The sequence below is a fragment of the Aridibaculum aurantiacum genome (genome assembly GCF_017355875.1).
GTDB lineage: Bacteria > Bacteroidota > Bacteroidia > Chitinophagales > Chitinophagaceae > Segetibacter > Segetibacter aurantiacus.
Genome location: NZ_JAFEWC010000003.1, coordinates 441,017 through 460,616, shown reverse-complemented (window position 1 = coordinate 460,616; position 19,600 = coordinate 441,017). Strand labels below are relative to the sequence as shown.

Below are 19,600 nucleotides of genomic sequence, written 5' to 3'. Positions count from 1 at the left end.
AACATATTACCATGAGCGAAACACTTGACATACTGGTAGAACCAACTTTGAAAACTGCAGTAGCAACAACCACTGCAGAAGAGGTCAGCCTGAGCGGTTCACGTGCTGTGCTGGAAGCATTCGTAGCTGAAGGCGTAGACACGATTTTTGGATATCCTGGTGGCGCCATCATGCCGATATACGATGCATTGTACGACTATCACGATAAGCTAAAACATATCCTTGTTCGCCACGAGCAAGGAGGCATACATGCAGCACAAGGTTATGCACGTTCATCAGGTCGTGTAGGTGTTGTGTTTGCAACCAGTGGTCCTGGTGCAACCAATCTTATCACAGGCCTTGCCGATGCAATGATCGACAGCACTCCACTAGTTTGTATCACCGGCCAGGTGTTCGCTCACTTACTTGGCACCGATGCTTTCCAGGAAGTGGATGTACTCAATATTACTACGCCTGTTACCAAATGGAACTACCAGGTAACAGACGCAAAAGAAATTCCTGCTGTACTTGCTAAAGCATTTCATATTGCTAAAACAGGCAGACCCGGACCAGTACTTATTGACATCACAAAAAATGCACAGCTGGATAAGTTTGCTTACCACGGCTATACAAAGTGCAATCATATACGCAGCTACAGGCCTAAGCCTATTGTTCGCAAAGAATACATCCAACAGGCTGCGCAACTGATCAATGAGGCGAAACAACCTTTTGTATTATTTGGTCAAGGTGTTATTCTTGGTAAAGCAGAAAAAGAATTCAGAACATTTATAGAAAAGTCAGGCATTCCTGCTGCGTGGACCATACTTGGCGCTGGCGCATTACCTACAGATCATCCACTGAATGTTGGTATGCTGGGTATGCACGGCAACTACGGCCCGAACGTACTTACGAACGAATGCGATGTTCTGATTGCTATTGGAATGCGCTTCGATGATCGCGTGACAGGCAGACTTGATAAATACGCCAAGCAGGCGAAGATCATTCATCTTGATATCGATCCTTCTGAAATTGACAAGAACGTAAAAGCTACTGTAGGCGTTTGGGGCGATTGTAAGGAAACGCTTCCCTTGCTTACTGAACTGGTAACACCACGTGTATACCCGCAGTGGGTAGAACGCTTCTATACCTACAGGAAAATTGAAGAAGAATCATTGATAGAAAAAGAGCTGAACCCGCTGGTAGGACAGCTAACCATGGGCGAAGTGGTGCATCAACTGAATGCACTCACAAAAGGCGATGCCATCATTGTATCAGATGTGGGACAGCACCAGATGATAGCCTGCCGCTATGCTAAGTTCAATCAATCAAGAAGCAATATTACATCGGGTGGTGCAGGCACTATGGGCTTTGCTTTACCCGCTGCCATCGGTGCAAAGTTTGGCGCCGAAGATCGCCCGGTAGTAGCCATCATAGGTGATGGTGGTATACAAATGACGATACAGGAATTTGGCACCATCATGCAGAGTGGCGTGAACGTAAAGATCATCATACTTAATAACCAGTTCCTTGGCATGGTGCGCCAGTGGCAGCAACTGTTTCATGATAAGCGTTACTCTTTTGTTGACATTGCCAGTCCTGACTATGTGATGGTAGCAAAAGGCTATGGCATTCCTGGCAATAAAGTAACTGAAAGAGATGAGTTGCAAAAAGCGCTTCAAACAATGCTTGATCATGATGGATCTTATTTGCTGGAAGTAATGGTAGGCAAAGAAGACAATGTATTTCCTATGGTGCCGCAAGGCTGCAGCGTAAGCGAGATCAGGTTGAAATAAATTTCTGATGTCGGATGTGATGATGTCGGATGTGTTATACCTCAAACCCCATACGTCACACCTGACAGCTAAAAATATTTAAATGAGCACACTAATTCATAAAGCAGATCAGATAGTGGCTGCACCCACAAAGCAGGAATTCACCATAACAGTTTATGCTGAAAACCAGATCGGCTTGCTGGTGCGTATCGCCATTATTTTCTCTCGCAGGAAGATTAATATCGAAAGCATCAACAGCTCCCCTTGTGAAATAGAAAGCATCTCCCGCTTTACATTGGTGATACACGAAACCGAAGAGGTAGTGAGAAAGGTATGTCGCCAGATAGAAAAGCAGGTGGAAGTACTGAAAGTTTATTACAACACCAACGACGAGATCATTTGGCAGGAACTGGCGCTGTATAAAGTAAGTACTAACGAAATAGCTGAAAAAGTAAAAGTAGAAAGACTGCTACGCGAATACGGTGCAAGAGCAGTGGTAATAAGGAAAGACTACACCGTGTTTGAAGCAAGTGGTCATCGTGAAGAGACAGATAAGCTGGTGGATGTATTGAGCGAAGTTGGGCTGATAGAGTTCGTTCGCAGTGCAAGAGTAGCCATCATCAAAGCGAGTGCAGGCTTCCACGAAAAACTAAGAGAGTTTGAAGCCGAGCAACCATCAGAAGAGGTAGTAGAGAATGAGTATTTGAATAGGAATGAAGAAGTATTTACGATGTAAGGTATGAGGTATGAGGCGTGAGGTATGAAGTGTGAGACGTGAGAAGAGAGACGTGAGACATGAGAAGAGAGCCGTTAATGTGAGTTTATTATTTGCATCAGATGCTTCTTATCATTATCGTACAGTCAGAAATGTTACCCTTAGCTGATAAAAGATATCACAGTACAAGAGTGCGACGCAAGTAAAGATGCACAAAGAACTATAGCTGGAAACAAAAACAAGAAACTAGAAACCAGAAACGTATTACTTATTACGTACAACTTAAAACTCAAACAATGGCAAAACTAAATTTCGGCGGCGTTGAAGAAAACGTTGTCACCCGCGAAGAATTTCCTTTATCAAAAGCACAAGAGGTTTTGAAAGATGAGGTGGTAGCAGTAATTGGATATGGCGTGCAGGGACCAGGACAAGCACTTAATCAAAAAGAGAATGGCGTGAACGTAATCGTTGGTCAGAGGAAGAATTCTAAGTCGTGGGATAAAGCAGTGCGTGATGGTTTTGTGCCGGGCGAAAGCTTGTTCGAGATTGAGGAAGCATTGAAACGTGGCACCATCATTTGCTACCTGCTTAGCGACGCTGCACAAATTGCTATGTGGCCAACTGTTCAGAAGCATCTAACGCCAGGCAAAGCATTGTATTTCTCTCATGGCTTTGGCATTACCTATAAAGACCAAACAGGTATTGTACCTCCTGCTGATGTAGACGTTTTTCTTGTTGCACCAAAAGGTTCAGGCACTTCGCTAAGAAGGATGTTCCTGCAGGGCCGCGGTCTAAACAGCAGCTACGCCATCTTCCAGGATGCAACAGGCAGAGCGTTTGAAAGAGTTGTAGCATTGGGTATTGCCATTGGTAGCGGCTACTTGTTTGAAACTGATTTTAGAAAAGAAGTGTACAGCGATCTTACAGGTGAACGTGGTACTTTGATGGGTGCTATACAAGGCATCTTTGCTGCACAGTTTGAAGTACTGCGTGCTAAAGGCCACTCTCCTTCTGAAGCTTTCAACGAGACAGTAGAAGAGCTGACACAGTCGCTGATGCCGTTGGTAGCAGAGAACGGTATGGACTGGATGTATGCTAACTGCAGCACTACTGCACAGCGTGGTGCATTGGATTGGTGGAAGAAGTTTCGTGATGCTACCAAACCCGTGTTTGAAGACCTATATGAAAGCGTAGCAACCGGTAAAGAAGCTGCAAAATCTATAGAAAGCAACAGCAAGGAAGACTACCGCGAAAAGCTGGAAGAAGAACTGAAAGAACTGCGCGATAGTGAACTATGGCAGGCAGGTAAAACAGTAAGAAGTCTTCGTCCTGAGAACCAGGCGCCATCTATCCCGCTTAAGCCTGCACCAGCGCCTAAACAAACTGAAGAAAAAATAAGATTTACATCACCGCTTTATAATGATTAATAGCGTATCACCATATACGTCGTTGAACTATAGCGCTGCTGTAGAAAGGTTGAAGCCGGTGGTGAACAAAACACCACTGGTATTACACCCTTCACTCAGCAAGAAGTATAAGTGCAACGTATACCTAAAGCGGGAAGACCTGCAGGTAGTACGATCGTATAAGATACGCGGCGCTTACAACATGCTGAGCAGCCTGCCGGCAGATAAGCTGGCAAAAGGTGCAGTATGTGCCAGTGCAGGTAACCATGCGCAAGGCTTTGCATGGTCGTGCAAAACATTGGGTGTAAAAGGCGTGGTCTTCATGCCTTCTATCACTCCCATGCAAAAGATCCAGCAAACAAGAATGTTTGGTGATGATCATATAGAAGTGGTACTGATCGGTGATACCTATGATGATTGTGCACATGCAGCCAAAGATTATTGCAAGGCGCATCACATGACCTTTATACCACCCTTCGATGATGAGAAGATCATAGAAGGACAGGCGACGGTAGGAGTAGAAATATTTGAAGAACTACCTACTGCTGATTTCATATTTATACCAGTAGGCGGCGGTGGACTTTCAGCAGGTATAGGAAGTTATTTTAAAACGGTAAGTCCATCTACTAAGATCATAGGTGTAGAGCCAGAAGGTGCACCATCTATGACTGCTGCGCTTAAAGCTGGTCATGCCATAACGCTTGAAAGCATAGAACGTTTTGTAGATGGTGCTGCTGTAAAACGTGTGGGCGATCTCACATTCTCCATCTGCAAAGACGTGCTGGATGATATGCAGCTGGTAAGCGAAGGAAAAGTATGCTCCACCATACTGAAGCTATACAATGAAGATGCAATTGTAGTGGAGCCTGCAGGAGCACTTACCATAGCTGCACTGGATGCTTATTCTGATCAATTGCAAGGCAAGAACGTGGTGTGCATTGTTAGCGGAAGCAACAATGACATAGACCGGATGCAGGAAATAAAAGAACGTGCACTGCAGTACGAGGGTCTGAAGCATTACTTCCTGATCAGGTTTGCACAGCGTCCTGGTGCACTGAAGGAATTTGTAAATCATGTACTGGGACCAACAGATGACATCACCCGGTTTGAGTACATGCAAAAACACAACAAAGAATCTGGACCAGCACTTGTGGGTATAGAACTGCAAAGCAGGAAGGATTACGAACTGCTGCTACAGAACATGGAGCGTTACCAGATAAACTTTACGGAGCTCAATAAGAACAATACGTTGTTTGAATACCTGGTGTAGGAGAAGAGGTATGAGGTGTGAGGTATGAGGTACGAGGTACGAAATGAAAGTTTGAGGTAGGAAGTCTTCCTGAATACCAGTAGTGGACGCTGTGAAATTTTTGACTTTTGACTTTTGACTTCGAACGCTGACCACTGACCTCTGATTTCTGATCTCTGACCACTAATCACTGATCACTGATCTCTTTTCTATCGATTGCTACAGCCGAAGCCTTAACAATTAAACTATACATTATGGCAGGCCACGGTTTATATTCTTCCGAGTTTGAACACGATGCGTGTGGGATCGGTTTTGTTGCCAATATCAAGAGCAACAAAAGCCACCAGATCGTTTCCGATGCGCTGACCATATTGGAAAATATGGAGCATCGTGGCGCCTGTGGTTGCGAAAATAATACAGGCGATGGCGCAGGTATCACTATTCAAACTCCGCACGAATTCTTCTTTGATGAATGCCTGAAACAAGGTGTGCACCTGCCTGCCTTTGGAAGGTATGGCGCCGGTATCATCTTTTTTCCCAAAGATGTACCGCTACGCGAAGAATGCCGCGCCATCTTTAACCGTGCAGCTGAAAAGCTTGGGCTGGAAGTATTGCTTTATCGCTCTGTACCAGTCAACGAGGATGGCATTGGACCATCGGCCCTGGAAGTAGAGCCGGAGATGGAACAGGTATTCATTGGCTGCCCCGACCATATAACAAGCCGCGAAGAGTTTGAACGCAAACTTTATGTGCTGCGCAACTACGCCAGCCACACCATTAACAGCACCATCAAGCAGGATGCTATTGGCTTCTACATTGCCTCCCTCTCCTACAAAATAATCATCTATAAAGGCCAGCTATCGAGCAACCAGCTGCGCCACTATTATCCTGACCTCGGTGATAAGCGAGTGGTTTCTGCTTTTGGTCTTGTTCACTCACGTTTTGCTACCAATACCTTTCCTTCCTGGAAGTTGGCGCAGCCTTTCCGCTACATTGCGCACAACGGCGAGATCAACACCTTACAAGGAAACCTGAACTGGCTTCGCACCAGCGAAAAAATATTCTCCTCTCCTTTCTTCAGTAAAGAAGAAATGGATATGCTGCTGCCGGTTGTTACATCGCAACAATCGGACTCAGCATGTTTAGATAATATGATAGAGCTGCTCACCCTCACCGGCAGATCATTACCACATGTAATGATGATGCTGATACCTGAGGCATGGGATGGCAACGAAAGCATGGACCCGGTAAAGAAAGCCTTTTACGAGTTCCATGCATGTTTCCAGGAACCTTGGGATGGACCAGCTTCCATATCTTTTACTGATGGCAAGATCATAGGCGCTACACTTGATCGTAATGGTCTTCGTCCTTCACGTTTTTGCATCACAACAGACGACCGTGTTATCCTTGCTTCTGAAACAGGCGTACTCCCTGTTGATCCTGCGCTTATAAAAGAGAATGGAAGACTGCAGCCGGGAAAGATGTTCGTTGTAGATCTTGAAAAAGGCAAGATCATCAGCGATGAAGAACTGAAGCAAAGCATCTGCTCGCAAAAGCCGTATGCTGACTGGCTGAATAAATACAAGATCAGGCTGGAGGAACTACCGGAGCCAAGGGTGATGTTTACACACCTGGAGCACGATGCTATTGTAAAATATCAAAAGGCTTTTGGCTATACGCACGAAGACATCTCCAACATCATTGCACCCATGGCGCTTGATGCAAAAGAGCCTATTGGTTCAATGGGCACCGATGTGCCACTGGCCGTCCTCAGCGATCAGCCGCAGCACATCAGCAACTACTTCAAACAATTGTTTGCACAGGTTACCAATCCACCCATTGACCCAATTCGCGAAAGGCTGGTGATGTCACTTTCTACCTTCGCCGGCAGCAATGGAAATCTACTGGCAGAAGAACCGCTTGCTTGTCATACCGTAGCGCTCAAGCACCCGGTGCTCAGCAATCATGAGCTGGAAAAGATCCGCAGTATAGATACAGGCATTTTCCAGGCTAAAACATTGCAATCTTATTTTGTTGCAGACGGAAAACCAGGTTCGTTATTGCGCGGTCTCGACAGGCTTTGCCGTTATGCAGCCGATGCCGTAGAAGATGGTTTTGAAGTGATCATTCTCTCTGATCGCGCTATTGATTCTGAACACGCGCCTATTCCTTCACTACTTGCCACAGCCACTGTTCATCACCACCTGATACGCAAAGGTTATCGTGGTAAAGTGGGCTTGATAATAGAAGCCGGTGACGTTTGGGAAGTGCATCATTTTGCCTGCCTGATCGGATTTGGTGCAACAGCCATCAACCCATATTTACCGCTCTCTACCATACGCGATCTTAAGCTGTCCGGCAAGTTGGAAACATCACTTGATGATATACAACTGAAAGAAAATTATAAGAAGGCTGTCAATGATGGCTTGCTGAAGGTCTTCTCTAAGATGGGCATCTCCACGCTGCAATCTTACCAGGGTGCGCAGATATTCGAGATCATTGGCATCAATAAGAAAGTAGTAGACAAATGCTTTACAGGCGCCACATCAAGAATAGCAGGAATTGGACTGGATGAGTTGGCAAAAGAAACCTTGGCAAAACATGCCTTAGCCTTTAGCAAGAAGGCAATGCCACACCAGCGCCTTCCCGAAGGTGGTGTATATGAATGGCGGAAGAAAGGCGAGTTTCACCTGTTCAACCCGCAGACGATACACCTGCTGCAGTACTCTACGCGGTTAAACGATTACAACACGTTCAAGAAGTACAGTAAGCTGGTGAATGATCAAAGCGAAAAAGCCTGCACACTAAGAAGCCAATTTGAATTCAAACCTACACGCCCTTCTATTTCTATTGATGAAGTGGAACCGGCTGAAAACATCTACAAGCGCTTTGCTACCGGTGCCATGAGCTTTGGCTCTATATCGCACGAAGCACATTCAACACTTGCTATTGCCATGAACCGCTTAGGCGGCAAGAGCAATACAGGTGAAGGTGGCGAAGATGAACTTAGATACCAGCCACTGCCGAATGGCGACTCTATGCGCTCTGCTATCAAGCAGGTAGCGTCTGCACGCTTTGGTGTTACCAGCTATTACCTTACTATGGCTGATGAGCTGCAGATTAAAATGGCGCAAGGAGCAAAGCCCGGCGAAGGTGGTCAGCTACCTGGACATAAAGTAGATGAATGGATCGGAAAAGTACGTCATGCTACACCGGGTGTAGGACTGATCTCTCCTCCTCCTCACCACGATATTTATTCCATTGAAGATCTTGCACAGCTCATCTTCGACCTGAAGAATGCAAACCGTGCAGCACGTATTAATGTGAAGCTGGTAAGCAAGGCTGGTGTAGGAACCATAGCAGCCGGTGTGGTGAAAGCCAAGGCTGATGTGGTGCTGATTGCTGGTCACGATGGTGGTACCGGCGCCTCTCCCCTCAGCTCTATCAAACATGCAGGTTTACCCTGGGAACTTGGTCTTGCTGAAACACATCAAACACTGGTAAAGAACAAACTCCGCAGCCGCGTGGTAGTACAAACGGATGGCCAATTAAAAACAGGAAGAGACGTTGCCATAGCTACTTTGCTAGGTGCTGAAGAATGGGGCATTGCAACAGCAGCCCTGGTAGTAGAGGGATGCATCATGATGCGCAAATGCCATTTGAATACCTGCCCTGTTGGTATTGCTACACAAGACAAAGAATTGCGCAAACGTTTTAAAGGTGATGCAGATCACGTGGTGAACTTCTTCAAGTTCATTACACAGGAGCTGCGCGAAATAATGGCGGAGCTTGGCTTCCGCACTATTGATGAAATGGTGGGGCAGGTAGATTGCCTGTACCAGAAGCCTAACAGCACGCACTGGAAATACAAGAACCTCGATCTTTCGCCGATACTATACAAGGAGCCTGCTGCACCTGAAACAAGATTATACAACCAGGAAGCGCAGGACCATGCACTTGATAACCTGCTGGACTGGCAATTACTGGAAGCAGCACAACCTGCACTATTGCATCAACAAAAAGTACAGGCAAGTTTTACAATTAAGAATACAGACAGAACAGCAGGCACCATATTATCCAACGAGATCACGAAGCTTTATAAAGCTGAGGGTCTTGCTGATGATACCATTCATTTCAAGTTCAATGGTACTGCCGGTCAAAGCTTTGCCGCCTTCAATACACGCGGTGTAACACTGGAGCTGGAAGGTGATGCCAATGATTATTTTGGTAAAGGTCTCTCTGGTGCCAGGCTTATCGCCTATCCGTCTAAGGATGCGAAATTCACGCCTGAAGAAAACATCATCATTGGCAACGTGGCATTCTATGGTGCTACTGCCGGTCATGCTTACATACGCGGTAAGGCAGGCGAACGCTTTGCCGTGCGCAACTCTGGTGTGCATGCAGTTGTAGAAGGCGTAGGCGATCATGGATGCGAGTATATGACCGGTGGCCGCGTGGTAATACTCGGCGATACAGGAAGAAACTTTGCTGCAGGTATGAGTGGCGGTATTGCTTACGTGTACGATGTGAAAGGCAACTTTTCATCGCTCTGCAACCACGAGATGGTGGACCTGGATGAAGTGGATGATACTGACGCAACAGAGTTACGAACCATGATAGAGCAGCACCTGCACTATACCAACAGCACAGTCGCAAGTTTTATCATCAACGACTTCGACAACCAGTTGAAAAATTTTGTAAAGGTGTTTCCAAGAGATTATAAGAAGGTGCTTGCTGCAAAGCACGTGGCAATGCAGGAGGTAAAGAAGTAGGTCGCAAGCAGTAGATCGCTGCTCAACATCGTTGTGTCACTCACTTGTACTGTAGGACATAAATGATCACTTCTGAGCCACCAAGACACGAAGACACTAAGGATCGCGAAGATTATACTTATTGCCTTAGCGCCACTTTGTGCCTTAGCGCCTTAGCGGCCAATGCAGCATAGAAAACTTACAGCACAAGTGTGCGACCTGCCTGCCGGCAGGCAGGCGCAACGAATGCATCAACAAAGAACAAATGCTGGTAACATAAAAAGATACACATGGCTAAACCAACAGGCTTTTTAGAATTTGCACGAGAGCTGCCAACGAAGCGGCCGGTGGAAGAGCGCAGGTACGACTACAAAGAATTTGTACATGCATATGAAGCGGAAAAGCTGAACCAGCAATCGGCGCGCTGCATGGATTGTGGTGTGCCTTTTTGCCACAATGGTTGCCCGCTTGGCAATGTCATACCCGAGTTCAACGATGCGGTGTACCGCCAGAATTGGAAAGAGGCTTACGAGATCCTGGCATCTACCAACAATTTTCCTGAGTTTACAGGCCGTGTATGTCCTGCACCATGCGAAAGCGCTTGTGTATTGGGCATTAACCAGTCGCCTGTAGCAATAGAAGAAATAGAAAAACACATCATAGAAAAAGCCTTTGAACTAAACCTGGTGAAGGCACATAAGCCGCTTACGCGTTCAGGTAAATCGGTGGCTATTGTTGGTTCAGGACCTGCAGGCCTTGCAGCCGCAGCGCAACTAAATTATGCTGGTCATACTGTAACGGTGTACGAAAGAGACGATGAGCCGGGTGGCCTGCTGCGTTATGGCATTCCTGATTTCAAACTGGAGAAGTGGGTGGTAGAGCGCCGGGTAGAAGTGATGAAAGAAGAAGGTGTACAATTCATCTGCAATGCAGAGGTGGGCGTGAATGTTCATTACAATGAACTGCTGCGCAAGTACGATGCAATTGTATTAGCTGGAGGTTCAACTATTCCACGCAATCTTCATGTGGAAGGACGAGAGCTGAATGGAGTTGCTTTCGCCATGGATTTTTTGAAGCAACAGAATAAAGCGGTAGGTGGCAAAGCGCCAATCAATAATTTGAACGCTGCAGGCAAACATGTAGTGGTAATAGGTGGCGGTGATACAGGCAGCGACTGTGTCGGCACATCCAACAGGCAAGGCGCTTTATCAGTAACACAACTTGAATTGTTACCGCAGCCGCCTGCAACACGTACCGCTAACATGCCGTGGCCTACTTACCCGATGTTGTTGAAAACAACTTCATCGCACGAGGAAGGCGCGGAGAGAAAATTTGCGATTACTACCAAAGCATTCATTGGCGATGAAAATGGAAACCTGAAAGCGCTAAAAGTAGTGGACCTGGAGTGGAAACTATCAGCAGATGGCAAGCCTTTCCAGTTTGTTGAGATACTCGGCACTGAAAGAGAAATTCCTTGTGAGCTGGCATTGCTGGCTATGGGTTTTGTTCACCCGCAGCATGAAGGCCTGCTGAATGGAATGGGTATAGAACTGGATGAACGTGGTAATGTTAAAGCAACAGATAAACACTACCAAACCAACATCAGTAAAGTCTTTTCTGCAGGCGATATGCGTCGTGGCCAGTCACTGGTGGTGTGGGCAATAAATGAAGGACGTGAATGCGCGGAGCGGGTGGATGCATTTTTACAAAGCTAGAAATGGTTTTTGTTAAACACATAGGTACATAGGAAATAGGGAACATAGAAGAAGCTAACTGCTTATCTATTTGCTATGTATCCTACTGCTCCTATGAACCTATGTGTTATTGTCCTACTGTTCCTATGAACCTATGTGTTATACAACCTCGTCAAGTACATAACGGTAGAGATAAGACAAGGAGACAAATTTTATGTCCCCTATTTTTCCTATGAACTTAAATGTTTGAAATTCTCATTAAGCTGAGTTCCTGCCTGCATTGATGATACCAAATGAACAACGAACAACTAGTCGCTCATACTTTTCTTTCAATCCATTTTCGGAGCCATTGCTTTCAATTTCGCGTATGCGATGAATAGCGTATTGCTGGATGGTAGTTAATGGCAACACAATCCGTTCACGCATTTCTATAGATGCTGTTTCTACAGGATAGTTCTCCATTAATTTATGTCCTGTGATCTTGAAGAGGTATTGTTGTGTCAATTTAAATTCTTCATATACCTGCTTCCATAGTTCACCATATTGCGGGTGATCTGCAAGATGAGCTGTAAGTGGGAAAAAGCATTTCTTCATCGCCATCTCGCAATTATCTATAAGCGTGCGAAAGAACAAAGAAGAATGATACAGTTCAGTAAGCGCCGGAAGATTTCCTTCCGCTTCTGCTGCTTTTAGCGCTGTACCCAAGCCGTAGTAACCAGTAACATTTTGCTTTAACTGGCTCCATGCACCAACGAACGGAATAGCACGCAATGATTTTAAACTTAAAGCTGAAGAGCTTCTTCGTGTAGGCCTGCTTCCAATATTGGTTTCGCCATAAAAATTCAGCGGGCTAACATCGGCCAGGTAAGGCAGGAATGAAGGATGGTTCTTTAGTTTTTTATAGCTTTCGTAGCTGGTGGCAGAAAGCTTTTGCAACAATTCATCTGCTGCAGGTTCCAGCGTAAGTTCATTCTGCTCAAACAATCCATTAGTTATACCGGCATGCAGCAACTGCTCCATGTTATAACGCGCTGTATCTACTGTTCCAAAACTTGAACTAATGGTCTGGCCTTGTATGGTAAGCTGTATCTCTTTGTTTGAGATATTCTCACCCATAGAAGCATAAAACTGGTGCGTTTTACCACCACCACGTGCAGGAGGTCCTCCCCTGCCATCAAAGAAGATAACGTCTACATCATATTCTTTGGATATGCGTGTAAGTTCCTCTTTTGCTTTGTAAATGCTCCAGTTAGCCATCAGGTAACCACCATCTTTTGTACCATCAGAAAAACCAACCATGATGGTTTGCTTGTTGCTGCGCTGGTATAAGTGTTGGCGGTAAGTTTTGTTTTCATACAACGATTGCATGATGGCTTTAGCATTCACCAGGTCATCAACAGTTTCAAACAAAGGAACAATATCAACAGTCAACTCTTCTTTCTTCCAGCCGTTGAGTAAGAATAACCCATACACTTCAAGCACATTCAAAGCTGAATTGCACTGGCTTATGATATACCTGTGGCAGCCAAACTCACCATTGTACTGCTGTATCTTTTTTACCGCTTTCACTGATGCATTGGTATCCGCAACTATGGCATCTTCAAACTCTCCTTCTTTATTGAATGGCTTTGCAGAAATAAGCGCTTCAATTTTTCCTGCCTCATCAAGATTTGCATAATCACCTAACACAGATTGATCTGCTGCCGCAATGGCTTGCAATACCTGGCCATGAACAGTGCTTTCTTGCCGGATGTCAAGCGAAGCAAAGTATAATCCGAACACCTGCAACTTGCAAAGCAGGTTATCTACCAACCCGATGAACATCTCGTTATGATCGCGAACTATGATCTCTCTTACCTGCACCAGTGGCTCATATATTTCTTGGATAGTAAGTCCAGCGTTTTGATGCAGCACATAAATATGATCATACAGCTTTTGCTCAAGGTCCAGCAGGATGGTATCAACTCCTTTGAAGGTCAGCCTTCTCTTTATATTCCGTACATCATTGTAATAGCATTTGATAATAGTGGACCGCAGCGCATTGGCAACTTTCAAAGTGATGTCTGTTGACACATTTGGATTGCCATCTCTATCGCCGCCGGGCCAGAAGCCAACAGTAACAACAGGATTGGCAGGTGAGATTGCTTTTGGAAAATACGTTTGTAAAGAGGCAATAATATTTCCTGCTGCGGCGTAAAATACATTCTCCAAATACCACAGCAAGCTCATTGCTTCATCATATGGTGTTGGCTTTTGCTTTTTGTAAAAAGGTGTTTTACCTAATTGTTGCAGGTACTGGTTTACAAGAGCAGTATTATCCTCTGCCAATGCTTTACTGAGATCATTGATGATACCTAAAACAGAGCCCGGGTAAAATTGTGTAGGGTGCGCAGTTAAAACCAACCTGATGGAAAAATCTTCCAGCTTTCTAGCAAGTTTCTTCTCTGCATTTTCCATCTTCACTTCCATCTCCAGGCTTTTCAATGAGCCCATCCCTTCCAGGTCATTTACATGTTTAAAAGCTGCATCTTCCAATGCATCGAACAATACAACCTGCCGCTCTACATACTGTACAAAAAGGAATAGAAGATCTGCTTTATGTTGTTCATCTTTTTCGGAGAAAAACCTGGAGAAATAGCCTTCAATTATCTGCACAGGCCCTTGCCCTTTAGCATATCCTTCTTCACATTCATTTAAAAGCAGCGCCAGTTGAATACCTGTCTTTTCTATTCTATGAAAAGGCAACGCTGTAAATAAGCTGTTGTAAAGCTGAAATTTCAAACCAACATAGCTATTGAAATGCTGCAAGTTTTTCGACTGGTGATATTGATTACCCATTTTGAAGTGTGATTACGAATTATTAAAAGCAGCAACATGAACGATCATAAAAATAAGCATCATCCTTTGAAGAATATTTAATGATATTGCTCTTCTGATTAAACTTTTGGTTATCTTGGAGCTTCAGCAGATGAAACTATCAATCATCCATATCGCTTCACATACATCATGCCATGCGGTTACCACATTTGTGGGAACCACATTTACTACAATTATTACAACCCTTTAAGGGTTGTACATTACTATATCATCCACTGGGCTGCTTGCCGCACATCTCTTACCAGGAAATATTTCATATCACATTCTTCAAACTAACAGGTTCATGCAAGTTTTAAAATTTGGCGGAAGTTCTGTTGCCAACGCTCAGAATATTGAGAAAGTAATATCTATTATTCAGCAGAAGGTACAGGCAGGAAAAACAATTGTTGTTGTATCTGCACTGGGTGGCGTTACTGACCTTTTACTAGATAGTGCTACCATGGCCGCTGGTGGCAATGAGGCATATAAAGAGAAACTTCAGACCATTGAGTCGCGACACATGGATACGGTAAAGAACCTGCTCCCGGTAACGCACCAAAGCCGCATGTTGAGCCTTGTAAAAACAACCCTTAATGAGCTGGAGGATATTTGCAACGGCATATACCTGCTGGGTGAATTATCGAACAGGACCAAGGACCGCGTGGTGAGTTATGGTGAACTTTTATCGTCGCAGATAATAGCAGCACGCTTACAAACATTAGAAATAAATGTAGCGTGGAAAGATGCAAGGGCACTGATAGTAACAGATAGCAACCACACATTTGCTGCTGTACAATTCTTTGTTACTTACGAAAAGATCTATAGTTGGAACAAGAGCAATCAACACCAACTATCCATATTGCCTGGCTTTGTAGCAAGCGATGCAAAAGGCACAGTTACTACCCTTGGCAGAGGAGGATCTGATTATACAGCTTCCATTATTGCCGCTGCTATCAATGCAAAAACATTCGAAATATGGACTGATGTATCAGGCATGATGACCGCAGACCCAAGAATAGTAGGCACTGCCAAAGTAATTCCCCGCATCTCGTACCAGGAGGCGATGGAGCTATCTCACTTTGGTGCTAAGGTGATCTATCCGCCAACTATACAACCGGTAATGAAGAAGCACATACCGGTTTGGATAAAAAACACATTTGCCCCACAAGATGAAGGAACCGTAATAGAGAGTACTGCACCCATCAATGGCAGCAGTATCAGGGGCATTTCCAGTATTAATTGTGTAGTACTGCTAAGTCTTGAAGGAAGTGGCATGGTAGGTATACCTGGCTTCAGCAAACGTTTGTTTGAGGCGTTAGCCAACGAAAAGATCAATGTTATACTGATAACACAAGGCTCATCTGAACATTCAATTTGTGTAGGCATAGATGAAGTGAATGGACCAGCTGCAAAGGCAGTTGTAGATACAACTTTTGCCGATGAGATACGTGCAGGCAAAGTAGAGCCGTTGATAGTAGAAGAAGAATTGTCCATTATTGCACTGGTAGGTGATAACATGAAAAGTCATCCAGGCATCAGTGGTAAGATGTTTCATTCATTAGGACGCAATGGTGTGAACATAAGAGCAATTGCACAAGGCGCCTCCGAAAGAAATATTTCAGCAGTCATTGCTAACCGCGATGTAAAAAAAGCTTTGAACATCCTGCACGAAGAATTCTTTGAAACCACCTATAAACAGATCAACCTGTTTATAGCAGGTGTGGGAAATGTAGGTAAAAAACTGTTGGCCCAACTGCAACAACAACAGGCATACCTGCAAGAACACTTACGGATGCAAATACGAATTGTGGGCATGGCTAACAGTAAAAAAATGTTGTTCAACGATGAGGGTATAAACATAGCTGAGTGGAAAGAACAACTGGAACAAGGAGAACAGATGAACCTTGATGCATTCATTAGCACCATTGTTCAAAAGAACTTACGCAACAGCGTGTTTGCTGATGTTACTGCAAACAATGATATTGCTTCTATCTACGATCGTTTGTTAGAAAAAAGTATATCAATAGTGGCATGTAATAAAGTAGCATGTTCCTCTTCTTTCGAATATTATAAGAAGCTGAAACATCTTGCACGTGAATACAATGCGCAGTTCCTTTTTGAAACCAATGTAGGTGCAGGCTTGCCTGTGATAGGAACATTGAACGACCTGATGCGCAGTGGCGACAGTATAAACCGAATGGAAGCAGTACTAAGTGGAACATTGAACTTTGTTTTCAATAACTACGACGGTAGCAGGCCATTTGCCGGGGTAGTAAAACAAGCACAGGACGAAGGTTATACAGAACCTGATCCACGCCTTGACCTGAGTGGTACTGATGTGATGAGAAAGATAATGATACTTGCGCGTGAAGCAGGCCAGAAACTGGAGATGGATGATGTGAGCAATAACAGCTTCATGCCCGAAGCATGCATGCAGGGAAGCGTGGAAGATTTTTACAATGAAATGCCTAAGCATGAAGAGCACTTCAAGAGATTGTTTAACGAAGCAAACAATGCAGGCAACAAGCTGAAGTTCGTTGCTAAATATGAGAATGGTAAAGCCTCGGTTGGCCTGCAACATATTCACCCGCAACACGATTTGTACCACCTTTATGGCAAGGATAATGTAGTGCTGTTTTATACCAACAGGTATATTGAACAACCGCTGGTGGTAAAAGGAGCTGGTGCAGGCGCTGAAGTAACTGCATCGGGTGTATTTGCCGATATCATACGCGCAGGCCAGAGCTAGTCATCATTTCAATCATTTCTTCAACAACAAGAGAACGACAAAATGTACAGGATAGAAAACCTGGAATATAACAAGCGAGTTACTGTACATGCGCCGGGCACTGTAGCCAATTTGGTTTGCGGCTTCGACATACTCGGGCTTTGCCTGCACGAGCCACACGATGTAATGCATGTAACGTTACTAGACGAACCTAAGGTTGTAATAGAAAGTTTAGATGGTTATCCTTTGCCTGCTGATCCACAACTGAACACTGCAGGCGCTCCTCTTTTAGAAATGATTCATGAGGTAGACGCTACTGTTGGGTTTCATGTTTCTATACAAAAGAATATTAAGCCCGGCAGTGGTGTAGGCTCAAGTGCTGCAAGTGCTGCCGGTGCCGTGGTGGCAGCAAATCATTTGTTGGGAAACATCTTTTCACCTACCGATTTAGTACGCTTTGCTATGGCAGGAGAAAAAGTGGCAAGCGGTGTAAAGCATGCTGATAATGTTGCTCCATGCATCATTGGTGGCGTTACACTTATCCGTTCCATCTTTCCTTTGGATATCGTCTCCATTCCTTCACCTGAACTATTTGTTACGGTTGTTCATCCGCAGATAGAGATACGAACTGCTGATGCGCGGCAGATACTAAGGAAAGAAGTGTTGCTGAAAGATGCCATAAAACAATGGGGCAATATAGCCGGGCTGGTAGCAGGTTTTATGCAAAACGACCTTTCCCTTATTGGCCGCTCACTAGAGGATGTTATTATAGAACCAGTACGAAGCATTCTCATTCCTGGCTTCAGCGATGTAAAGCAGCAATGCAAAGAAGCCGGTGCTTTAGGTGGCGGCATATCCGGCTCAGGTCCTTCTATCTTCATGCTTAGCAAAGATGAACCAACGGCTACTGCTGTTGAGCAAGTGATGAAAGATGTTTACAACAAGCTTGGCATTCCTTACCATACATATGTTACCACCATCAATCAACAAGGCGTTACCAAAGCATCGTAACAGCCACTCCAATTCAACAACATGCACTACTATAGTACCAGTCAACAATCGCCCTTTGTAGATTTTAAAGAAGCCACCATAAAAGGCCAGGCTCCTGATAAAGGATTATTTTTCCCCGAACACATTCCTACGCTTCCACCCGGCTTTATCAACAACATAAAAAAGCTATCGAAAGAAGAGATAGCACTTACTGTTATTCAACCCTATGTTGGCGATACCATACCTAAAGAAAAATTAGAAGCAATTGTTGCTGAAACCATCAACTTCAATATTCCTGTAGTTCCTGTTACTGATAACATTTATTCACTTGAATTATATCACGGCCCTACATTCGCATTTAAGGATGTTGGTGGACGATTTATGAGCAGGTGCCTTGGGCATTTTGTGAAGGATCATGATAAAGAAGTAACTGTGCTGGTTGCTACATCGGGCGATACGGGTGGCGCTGTAGCAAGTGGTTTCTATAATGTAGAAGGAGTGAATGTGGTGATACTGTATCCATCAGGTAAAGTGAGTAGCGTGCAGGAATTGCAACTAACTACGCTTGGAAAAAATATTACCGCCATAGAAGTTGATGGCACTTTTGATGATTGCCAGCAAATGGTAAAGCAAGCTTTTACCGATGCAGAGCTCAATAAAAAACTGTTTCTTACATCAGCCAATTCAATCAATGTAGCACGGTGGCTGCCACAACAGTTCTATTATTTCTTTTCTTACCAACAATGGCATCAAGAACAGCCGCCGGTTATCTCTGTTCCCTCCGGCAACTTTGGAAATATCTGTGCTGGCTTGTTGGCTTACAGATCAGGTTTACCTGTAAAACATTTCATAGCAGCGTGCAATGCCAACGATGTAGTACCGCAGTTTTTACAAAATGGAAAATATACTCCTCAACCTGCTGTTCCTACTTTATCAAATGCAATGGATGTTGGCAGTCCAAGCAACTTCATTCGTATCATGGAATTGTTTCAGCACGACCTGCAACAGCTACAGCAAATACTATCAAGTGTTAGTATATCTGATGCAGAAACAACAGCAACAGTAAAACAAATTTTTACGGATCACAATTACCTGCTCGACCCGCATGGAGCTGTGGCTTATGCAGCGCTTGAAAAGTATCTACAAAAACACCAGGATGAAAAAGGGATATTATTGGAAACAGCGCATCCCATAAAATTTTATGATGTGGTAGAGCCAATGATCGATCAAAAAATAGCTGTACCTGCCAGCATTGAAGCCATTCTACAAAAAGAAAAACAGCGCGTAAAAATGGAGGCTGACTATACTTTTTTAAAAGATTTTTTATTGCAATAACATTTTTTAGAACCAGCAGAAGCGCATTGTTTATCAAATCATTATTTCACAATTGCATCCTTTGCAATCATCGCGAACAATAATTTTTTTAGAAGCTGCTGTTGCTGATGTTATTCAAACATCAT

10 protein-coding genes are annotated in these 19,600 nt (G+C 44.3%); 9 read left to right on the top strand and 1 reads right to left on the bottom strand.

Translation table 11 applies throughout. The annotated features are described in order from the left end of the window. Nucleotides 1-11: 11 nt before the first annotated feature. The 6 genes from ilvB to J4N22_RS15555 all read left to right on the top strand — a co-directional run bounded on the left by ilvB (nucleotide 12) and on the right by J4N22_RS15555 (nucleotide 11,587). Nucleotides 12-1,772 (top strand): biosynthetic-type acetolactate synthase large subunit, encoded by a 1,761-nt coding sequence (ilvB, locus tag J4N22_RS15580; RefSeq protein WP_207496105.1) that lies wholly within the window; start codon nucleotides 12-14, stop codon nucleotides 1,770-1,772. A gap of 82 nt (nucleotides 1,773-1,854) precedes the next feature. Next, nucleotides 1,855-2,487: an acetolactate synthase small subunit gene (gene ilvN, locus J4N22_RS15575; RefSeq protein ID WP_207496103.1), complete on the top strand. Its 633-nt coding sequence runs from the start codon at nucleotides 1,855-1,857 to the stop codon at nucleotides 2,485-2,487. Between the two features lie 275 nt (nucleotides 2,488-2,762). Next, nucleotides 2,763-3,893, top strand: coding sequence for a ketol-acid reductoisomerase (ilvC, locus tag J4N22_RS15570; protein ID WP_242692255.1), 1,131 nt, complete (start codon nucleotides 2,763-2,765; stop codon nucleotides 3,891-3,893). Next, on the top strand, nucleotides 3,886-5,142 hold the full coding sequence (ilvA, locus tag J4N22_RS15565; RefSeq protein WP_207496101.1) for a threonine ammonia-lyase: 1,257 nt from the start codon (nucleotides 3,886-3,888) through the stop codon (nucleotides 5,140-5,142). The genes ilvC and ilvA overlap by 8 nt, the downstream gene beginning before the upstream one ends. A 233-nt stretch (nucleotides 5,143-5,375) precedes the next feature. Continuing rightward, a complete protein-coding gene (gltB, locus tag J4N22_RS15560) occupies nucleotides 5,376-9,893 on the top strand; it encodes a glutamate synthase large subunit (protein WP_207496099.1) in 4,518 nt (1,505 codons plus the stop codon). A gap of 269 nt (nucleotides 9,894-10,162) precedes the next feature. Then, nucleotides 10,163-11,587, top strand: coding sequence for a glutamate synthase subunit beta (locus J4N22_RS15555; protein WP_207496097.1), 1,425 nt, complete (start codon nucleotides 10,163-10,165; stop codon nucleotides 11,585-11,587). A gap of 237 nt (nucleotides 11,588-11,824) precedes the next feature. Here J4N22_RS15555 and J4N22_RS15550 read toward each other — a convergent pair whose 3' ends face one another. Continuing rightward, a complete protein-coding gene (locus J4N22_RS15550; RefSeq protein WP_207496095.1) occupies nucleotides 11,825-14,404 on the bottom strand; it encodes a phosphoenolpyruvate carboxylase in 2,580 nt (859 codons plus the stop codon). A 322-nt stretch (nucleotides 14,405-14,726) separates the two neighbouring features. On the opposite strand from J4N22_RS15550, the gene thrA reads away from it, so the two are divergent. Genes thrA through thrC form a run of 3 tightly spaced genes read left to right on the top strand, consistent with a single transcriptional unit; the run spans nucleotide 14,727 to nucleotide 19,475 of the window. Further along, on the top strand, nucleotides 14,727-17,171 hold the full coding sequence (thrA, locus tag J4N22_RS15545; RefSeq protein WP_207496093.1) for a bifunctional aspartate kinase/homoserine dehydrogenase I: 2,445 nt from the start codon (nucleotides 14,727-14,729) through the stop codon (nucleotides 17,169-17,171). Nucleotides 17,172-17,213: 42 nt separating this feature from the next. Next, nucleotides 17,214-18,161, top strand: coding sequence for a homoserine kinase (locus J4N22_RS15540; RefSeq protein ID WP_207496091.1), 948 nt, complete (start codon nucleotides 17,214-17,216; stop codon nucleotides 18,159-18,161). 21 nt (nucleotides 18,162-18,182) lie between these two features. Then, complete coding sequence (thrC, locus tag J4N22_RS15535) at nucleotides 18,183-19,475, top strand: threonine synthase (RefSeq protein ID WP_207496089.1); 1,293 nt, start codon at nucleotides 18,183-18,185, stop codon at nucleotides 19,473-19,475. Nucleotides 19,476-19,600 lie beyond the last annotated feature (125 nt).

Bases quoted from the DNA above. Each gene is read 5' to 3' on its own strand.
- ilvB (WP_207496105.1), top strand. From the start codon at position 12: ATGAGCGAAACACTTGACATACTGGTAGAACCAACTTTGAAAACTGCA.
- ilvN (WP_207496103.1), top strand. From the start codon at position 1,855: ATGAGCACACTAATTCATAAAGCAGATCAGATAGTGGCTGCACCCACA.
- gltB (WP_207496099.1), top strand. From the start codon at position 5,376: ATGGCAGGCCACGGTTTATATTCTTCCGAGTTTGAACACGATGCGTGT.
- thrA (WP_207496093.1), top strand. From the start codon at position 14,727: ATGCAAGTTTTAAAATTTGGCGGAAGTTCTGTTGCCAACGCTCAGAAT.
- J4N22_RS15555 (WP_207496097.1), top strand. From the start codon at position 10,163: ATGGCTAAACCAACAGGCTTTTTAGAATTTGCACGAGAGCTGCCAACG.
- J4N22_RS15540 (WP_207496091.1), top strand. From the start codon at position 17,214: ATGTACAGGATAGAAAACCTGGAATATAACAAGCGAGTTACTGTACAT.
- ilvA (WP_207496101.1), top strand. From the start codon at position 3,886: ATGATTAATAGCGTATCACCATATACGTCGTTGAACTATAGCGCTGCT.
- ilvC (WP_242692255.1), top strand. From the start codon at position 2,763: ATGGCAAAACTAAATTTCGGCGGCGTTGAAGAAAACGTTGTCACCCGC.
- thrC (WP_207496089.1), top strand. From the start codon at position 18,183: ATGCACTACTATAGTACCAGTCAACAATCGCCCTTTGTAGATTTTAAA.
- J4N22_RS15550 (WP_207496095.1), bottom strand. From the start codon at position 14,404: ATGGGTAATCAATATCACCAGTCGAAAAACTTGCAGCATTTCAATAGC.